Origin of the sequence: Clostridium boliviensis (assembly GCF_033342255.1) — a bacterium.
GTDB classification, from domain to species: Bacteria; Bacillota; Clostridia; order Lachnospirales; family Lachnospiraceae; genus Lacrimispora; species Lacrimispora boliviensis.
The window spans coordinates 1-447 of the sequence record NZ_JAWONS010000003.1 but is presented as its reverse complement, the minus strand read 5'-3'; the positions used below and the strand labels follow the sequence as shown (position 1 = coordinate 447).

The following is a 447-nucleotide window of genomic DNA, read 5'->3' as shown; positions in this document are numbered from 1 at the left end:
ACGATGACGCCATCCGGGCGGTTCGCTTGTTCACGTCCAAAATGGCGGATGCGGTTCTGGAAGGGAAACAGGGAGAGCAAAGCGCTTCCTGATCTTGCGTAAAAGGGTGGGTTTGGGGATGAACCTCACCCCCCTTTTTTATACAACCCTTCGGCGATCACCCCGGATGGGGGCGTGGAAGGAGACCGGAGTCATCTGAAGCAAACAAGGAGGATCATAAAAAATGGCGATATCGGCTGCTCAGGTAAAGGAATTGCGTGAAAAAACCGGTGCGGGAATGATGGATTGCAAAAAGGCCCTCACCGAAGCTAACGGTGATATGGATAAAGCGATGGAGATTTTGCGTGAAAAGGGCTTGGCCGCTGCGGCGAAAAAAGCGGGACGCGTTGCCGCTGAAGGTTTGGTGGAATCCTACATACACTCCGGAGGACGGATCGGGGTTCTGGT

At 53.7% G+C, this 447-nt stretch carries 2 pseudogenes; both read left to right on the top strand.

Going from position 1 to position 447, the window contains the following annotated elements:
* Positions 1-92: pseudogene (locus RZO55_RS00355) on the top strand (30S ribosomal protein S2); the annotation flags it as partial.
* A gap of 131 nt (positions 93-223) precedes the next feature.
* Positions 224-447 (top strand): annotated as a pseudogene (locus RZO55_RS00350) (translation elongation factor Ts); the annotation flags it as partial.